We start from the raw sequence: 1,556 nt of genomic DNA, 5'->3' as shown, positions 1-1,556 counted from the left end.
GCCACCTACGCAGCAGTGATCGTTCTCGCGGTGTTGTTTGCTTCGGCGGCCTATTTTCTGATTTGCGGCTATGGCCCCGCCGCTGCTATCGCCAAAGCGGGTGCAGACCCATCGACCGTAGCACTTGACAGTATCGGCATGTATTTAGGCAAGGCAGGTCTTGAGGCGGTCAATGTGCTTCTGTGCTCTAGCATATTCGCTTGTCTACTGGCGTTGCACAACATTCTGTCGCGATACATCTACTGCCTCGGCATCGATGGTACGGCCCCCCGCGCATGCGCAGCGGTGCATAAGCGCCACGGATCGCCGTACCGCGCGTCGATGATGGTGAGTGTCCTCATGCTCGGGATCGTGGGGCTTGAGATCAACAGAGGTGTCGAACCGTACGCCGAGTACGGTGCACTGACAGGGGTTGGGGGCTATGCGCTTCTTATGCTCTTGATTCTGACTTCGCTTTCCGTATTGATGTTCTTTGTACGCAAGCCAAGCGGCGCAAGCGTTCTCAAAACCAAGATAGCTCCGTTCATTAGCTTCGCCTTGTTGTCTGTGGTCGGCTATCTGGCGACGGTCAATATGGACGTGCTGACGGGCAACGTGAAGATCGCCGAAACGCTGCTGGCGTTCATCTTCGGCACACTAATCCTCGGGTGCCTGTACGCGCGACGCCTAAAAACGACGAAGCCGGAGGTGTACGCTGCGATCGGTCGCCAGAAGATATGAGGTGATCGACCGGTCAAACGTGCCTGGATCAAAAATAGCCTTGCGGGCTGGAGAACATCCCTCCGAGCTGGTTGAGATTCAGGCATGGTCACCGTTTCGTGACTGCTGTCCGATGTGTTTTATAGATGTAAGTGACACTTGGTGACAATGATGGGCGTCGAACAGAAATCCTTACGTTCACTGATCGACAAGTGGCTCGCGCCTACATCCGCTAGGCCGGCGCGCCTAACGGGATTTGGGCGTACTGCCCAGGGAGGGCGTTTTGTCTGCCTGGAGGCACTGCGATCGGCCGAGCCGCTGGCTATATTCTTCTTCTATCACGGAGACGGCGCGTGGGCGGTGTTTCCGCCGGAAAGAAACTCACTCGTGATGGCTGCGGCAGGTCAACCGAAACACAGCGGGAGAAATGGTCGGCCTAGTTATGCATCGATTGGAGATGTGTGCGACGGTCAGTTGCCAGCATGATCATGAGCACGGCGAGAACCTAAAAAGACCGGCGGAGCGCCGGTTCAAGTGTCTGAACCGGCGCGACAAAAAGGCGAAACGCTAAAAATGAGCAATATCGTGACATCGGGGAAGGATGGGGTATTGTCGCGTCTCAGTGCGAGAAAGTTCGTCAGGCCGTCGTCGTGGAGTCTGCGCACGCGACTGTTGGCGGTCACGGTTCTTACCGTCCTGATGGGTTTCGTGATCAGCATATCGCTGTTGACATGGCAGTCCACGGAGGCCCAAAAAGCTTCGGCGCTTATGTACACCGAGCAATTGGCCGACACGACTGCGGCAAGTATCGAGGCGCAGTTGAACGCTGCAAGCAGCACGGCCCATCAACTCGCGGA

General features: G+C 56.5%; 2 protein-coding genes. Both read left to right on the top strand.

Annotated features, from left to right (window positions below):
- Window positions 1-720: amino acid permease (locus U5A56_RS36765; RefSeq protein ID WP_257776081.1), on the top strand; the 720-nt coding region annotated here is incomplete at its 5' end.
- A gap of 552 nt (window positions 721-1,272) precedes the next feature.
- A partial coding sequence (locus U5A56_RS36760) for a hypothetical protein (protein WP_321927370.1) occupies window positions 1,273-1,556 on the top strand: 284 nt, incomplete at its 3' end.

The sequence above is a fragment of the Burkholderia sp. BCC1998 genome (assembly GCF_905339875.1).
Classification (GTDB): Bacteria; Pseudomonadota; Gammaproteobacteria; order Burkholderiales; family Burkholderiaceae; genus Burkholderia.
Note: the sequence above shows the minus strand (reverse complement) of the source record. Positions and strands in the feature narration are given on the sequence as shown.